The sequence below is a fragment of the Methanosaeta sp. UBA356 genome (assembly GCF_002496465.1).
Lineage (GTDB): Archaea > Halobacteriota > Methanosarcinia > Methanotrichales > Methanotrichaceae > Methanothrix > Methanothrix soehngenii.
In genome coordinates this window covers 1-4734 of the sequence record NZ_DAKC01000055.1, presented here as the reverse complement: position 1 = coordinate 4734, position 4734 = coordinate 1, and the positions used below count along the sequence as shown (strand labels likewise).

The 4734-nt window shown below is 54.6% G+C and carries 6 protein-coding genes; 2 read left to right on the top strand and 4 right to left on the bottom strand.

What is annotated here, in order from left to right; translation table 11 throughout:
• Together BP727_RS04915 and BP727_RS04910 are read left to right on the top strand one after the other, a co-directional pair.
• Positions 1–874 (top strand): HAD-IC family P-type ATPase (locus BP727_RS04915; protein ID WP_286857668.1); only part of this gene is annotated, 874 nt, incomplete at its 5' end.
• A gap of 5 nt (positions 875–879) precedes the next feature.
• On the top strand, positions 880–1059 hold the full coding sequence (locus BP727_RS04910) for a YHS domain-containing protein (protein ID WP_273278742.1): 180 nt from the start codon (positions 880–882) through the stop codon (positions 1057–1059).
• Positions 1060–1169: 110 nt separating this feature from the next.
• On the opposite strand, the gene BP727_RS04905 is transcribed toward BP727_RS04910, so the two are convergent.
• From BP727_RS04905 to BP727_RS04890, 4 genes are all read right to left on the bottom strand, one after another.
• Entirely contained in the window at positions 1170–1385 is a 216-nt protein-coding gene (locus BP727_RS04905) for a type II toxin-antitoxin system HicB family antitoxin (protein WP_048131544.1), read from the bottom strand.
• Positions 1386–1552: 167 nt separating this feature from the next.
• Entirely contained in the window at positions 1553–2797 is a 1245-nt protein-coding gene (serB, locus tag BP727_RS04900) for a phosphoserine phosphatase SerB (RefSeq protein ID WP_273270766.1), read from the bottom strand.
• 96 nt (positions 2798–2893) lie between these two features.
• Positions 2894–3469, bottom strand: a complete 576-nt coding sequence (locus BP727_RS04895) for a flavodoxin family protein (RefSeq protein WP_286857665.1) — start codon at positions 3467–3469, stop codon at positions 2894–2896.
• A gap of 4 nt (positions 3470–3473) precedes the next feature.
• A complete protein-coding gene (locus tag BP727_RS04890; RefSeq protein WP_273270769.1) occupies positions 3474–4580 on the bottom strand; it encodes a DUF362 domain-containing protein in 1107 nt (368 codons plus the stop codon).
• Positions 4581–4734 lie beyond the last annotated feature (154 nt).

Here is a 4734-nt window from a genome sequence, read left to right as displayed (position 1 = left end):
CGAGCATCCTCTGGCCGAGGCGGTGGTGCGACGTGCGAAGGAGGATGGATTTGATCTTCTTCCGGCTGAGCAGTTTGAGGCCTTTCCCGGAAAGGGGGTCGTTGCCCGCATCGCCGGGATGAGCGTGGCTGCAGGAAACAGGATTCTCTTCGATGAGATGGATATCGCTATGCTTGACGGCCTCCTCCAGAAAGCTATTGGATATGAGGAGGAGGGAAAGACGGCCATGCTAGTGGCTGTGGACGGAAAGGCGTCCGGAGTTTTGGCCATATCCGACAGGCTCAAGGATTCATCTGCTTATGCAGTCGAAGAGCTGAAAAAGATGAATCTTGAGGTGGTGATGATCACCGGCGACAATCCTCGCAGCGCGGCCAGAGTGGCAGAGAAGATCGGCATTCAGAAAACTCTTTCGGAGGTTCTGCCCGAGGAGAAGGCCCATGAGGTCAGAAGGCTGAAGGAGGCGGGTAGCCGGGTGGGCTTTGTAGGGGATGGCATCAATGATGCTCCCGCTCTTGCGGAAGCTGATGTGGGGATTGCCATAGGCAGCGGCACAGATGTGGCCATTGAGACCGGTGATATCGTCTTGATGAAAGACGACCTTCTGGATGCTGTGGCTGCCATTCAGCTCAGCCGCAAGGTCATATCCAGGATCAAGCTGAACATCTTCTGGGCCTTCGCCTACAATGCCCTGCTGGTTCCGGTGGCTGCGGGGGCTCTCTATCCGCTCTATGGCATCACCTTCCGGCCGGAGCTGGCCGGCCTTGCCATGGCCCTCTCTTCTGTGACTGTGGTCACCCTCTCTCTGCTGCTCAAGAGATATATACCGCCAGCAACGAAAAAGAAAGCAATCAGGATTACGGGCACTGGAGGATGAGGAAGATGGCAATAGATCCCATATGCAAGATGGCGGTGGACGAGAAGATGGCGAAGCTGGTGAGCGAGTACAAGGGCAAGAAGTATTACTTCTGCGCTCCGGGGTGCAAGAAGGCCTTTGACCAGAATCCGGAGAAGCATCTGGGTGGAGAGATGGTCAAGGGCGGGGGAGGCGGCATCAGGTGAAGGGGCCAAAGCGCATTATTAATAGAGTAGAGCCTTTGATCTCCTTTGATTCGGCAGTGTCAGAGGCGTCTTTCTTCCATCTGGATTGATTCTTCTCATGGAAATGCGATTCACACTACCACTTCAGCCACAAAAGTCTCACTAATTCCGTCTATCTCTATGGATTCCCGGCCAAATGTCTCGATGTGGAATTGAATGGCAGACTTGACATCGGCAAGGGCTTCTCCATATGTATCGCCCTCTCCAATTACGATACCCTTGATGCCGATAGGATAGGCAACATAACCGTCCGGATGCATTTCTATTATTATCTTTATCGGCTGCATCTGTCATGTAGGTTGCATTCTTAGAAAATAAAATTATGCCCACTATTGGTGGCCAGGAAGGAGTGGGCCTTATCGTCATTTGAGCTCAGTCTCTTGGATTCTTTTGCCCCACGCTTTCATAGGGAGATACGGCTTTAGCCAGTGAGCGTGCGTATGGATGTATTCGCCTAGACCTCTCTCTCCTTCTCCGCCAGCCCCAGCACATTCAGTAATCCCAGAAGGTTCTCCCTGGATAGCGATCCGTCCGAGACCTTCTTTAGAACCTCTTTGGCATTGAAGGCCACCCCTAAGCCGGCATTCTTGATCATCAGGCAGTCGTTGGCCCCATCCCCCACTGCAACAATGTTGTCCGGGCTGATCTTCTCCCGCTCGGCAAGATCATAGATGATCCGCCCCTTGGCCTCGGCATCGATGATCTCCCCTTTGATCTCCCCGGTTAGCACCCCGTCTTTGATCTCCAGGTCGTTGGCAAAGGCATAATCGAATCCCAGGCGTTCCTTGAGCACATCCGTAAAGAAAGTGAATCCGCCGCTGATTAAGGCGATCTTGTATCCCACCTGCTTTAAGTGGTGGATGAGCTCCTCAGAGCCTGGGGTAAGCTGCAGGTCGGCAGCGATCTCCTGCAGAGTGGATAGGGGCATTCCCTTCAAGAGGCGCACCCTCTGGCAGAGGGATTCCTTGAAGTCCATCTCACCGTTCATCGCCCGGTCAGTGATTGCCTTGACCTGCTCGTCCACGCCGGCAAAGCTGGCCAAGCGATTGATGATCTCGAAGTCCACAATGGTCATGTCCATATCGAAGACGATGAGCCTCTTCTCTTTTCGGGATCTGCCCAGCTCCTGGATAAACACATCCAGCCCCAGGCCTTCGCACTCCTTCTTAAGCTGTGATCGGCAGTCGTCCGCAGTGCAGTCGGCAAAGTCCATCAAAAACTCGATGGAGATCAGCTCCCCTCGGGCGGTGACCGAGGCCCTCTCCAGGTTGACACCATTCCTGGCGGCCACCTCCGCCACGTCGCGAATGATCCCCGGCCTGTCTTTGGCGAGAATGGTGACGATATACAGCTCTTTAGCGGTCTGGCGCCGGCCCTGATGCTTCTCCAGGGGGAGGAAGGAGAAGTCAAGGGATAGGTTCCTGGCATTCTTTTGGTACCATTCCTCCAGCTGGCCAGGGGTGATGTCCGCAGAGGCAAAATCAGCTACCACTGTCATGATGCAGATTCCCTGCATCACCTTCTGATCCATATCCACGATGTTCACATTCTGAAGAGCAGGCTTATTCAGAATGTCGCGAATAAGACCGGGTCTGTCCCGGCCCATGAAAGATATGACCCAGAGATCATCGGTCAGAGGGCACAGTCCCCCTTTTTCAGTGGTTGCATCGCTCTCACACTCGTCCTCTGATGCCTGCATCTCTAGCCTAAATACCTTTTCGGGCAAAAGGAGGGGAGGTAGGCGAATGAGGGGATTTGAGCTGCAATATTGAAGGGAATAAAAAAAATGAAAAAATCAATCATTTCCTATCCTTTTTAGTAGCCAGCCCATGTTCTGCCCCAGGGTCCGCATGGTCGCCAGCCCCTCTTCGTCCCTCTCTACATCCTTCTCTGCAAAGCCCATGCCTATGTTCCAGTAGCTTGACCCGGCGATGATCATCTGGCTGATCAGGAAGAGGTGGTTGATGGAGTCGAAGACGTGGATCGCCCCTGCCCGGCGAACGGCCACCACCGCCGCCCCCACCTTGCGCTTGAACATATATCCATTGGCCATGGCCACAAAACCGGCCCGATCGATGAGGGCCTTGGTCTCGGGAGTGAGGTCGGCAAAATAGGTGGGCGAGCCGATTATGATCCCGTCCGCTGCGGCCATCTTCTGGATGCACTGATTTATCATGTCCTTGTCCTGAATGCACCGGCCGTTCTTTTTCTCTTTGCATTTGAAGCAGGCTTTGCAGCCAGCCAGGGGGCCTATAAGGTGCACCAGCTCCGTCTCAATCCCCTGGCTCTCCAATTCCCGGAGGACCGCTGCCAGTAGGGTGGCGGTGTTTCCATCCTTGCGGGGGCTGCCGTTGAATGCTACTACCTTCATGGATTCAGACCTCCTCCAACTGATAGTCCTTCCTGCCCAGACCTATCCTCTCCCCGTAATCCATCTGAATGATTCCCATAGTGCTCTCCCAGATCCCCAGGAACTTATCCTCACCAGGCTCAAGATTCCTCTCCAAAAGGGTATTTTTCAGGCCAGCCTGCCGGTTTACCAGGTCATAGCTGGCCTGATCTATGGCTACAGGATCCTTTGAGGCCAGGATGCCGATATCCGGCACAATGGGGGTGTCGCTCCAGGGCACGCAGTCGCAGTCAGGGGTGATGTTGAGAAGGAAATTAAAAAATCCCACCTTACCCTCCTTTCCGGTCACTGCCCCCAGGGCATACTCCACCATCCTCTCCATGAATGGCGGCACCTCCACAATCCAGTCGAAGTCCAGGGCATGAGCAGGGCAGAGGCGCAGGCACTTGCCGCAGCCGGTGCACAGGCTGTAGTCGATCTGGGTTATCTTCTTTTTCACAGTGATGGCCTGGTTGGGGCAGCCATCTGCACAGGCCCGGCAGCCTTCACATAGCTCGGCATTGAATATGGGCCGGGCGGAATGCTGGTCCGATTTCCCGAGGGCGGGGGCACAGCCCATCCCCAGGTTCTTGATCGCCCCTCCAAAGCCGGCGGGCAGGTGGCCTTTGAAGTGGGATACTACTATCATGCTCTGGGCGGAGGCGATCTCACCGGCAATTTTGACCCGCTGGAAGTGCTTTCCGGAGATGGCCACCTCCCGGTAGTTGTCTCCCTGCAGGCCATCGGCGATGATCACCGGCGCTCCGGCCACCGTCCGGCCAAAGCCGTGCTCCTCTGCGGTCTGCAGGTGGCGGACGGCATTGGAGCGGCTGCCTCCGTAAAGGGTATTGGTGTCGGTGAGAAAAGGCTGTCCTCCTGCAGATCTGATCTTATCGGCCACGGGTCGAACCAGGACGGGATTTACATAAGAGCTGTTTCCCTGCTCTCCGAAATGAATCTTGATCGCTGTCAGGTCTCCTTTCTTCATGATATAGGGAAATCCTGCAGCATCAAAGAGCCGCAGGATCTTGTTTTGCAGATTGTCCTCCGGGCTTCTTGCTCTGACCCCGGCAAAAAAGACTGTGCTTTTCAATTCCTGCCACCACCAGATTAGTATGGTATTATGTTGGCAGTAGAAGAATTTGGTGGTGGGGCAAAGAATTAGAAATCAGGCTCGTGGATGCTGAGCAATGACAGAATCTCTCTCGTGGTGAGGACTCGTAGCTTCTCCGCTATTCCTCTCTTTA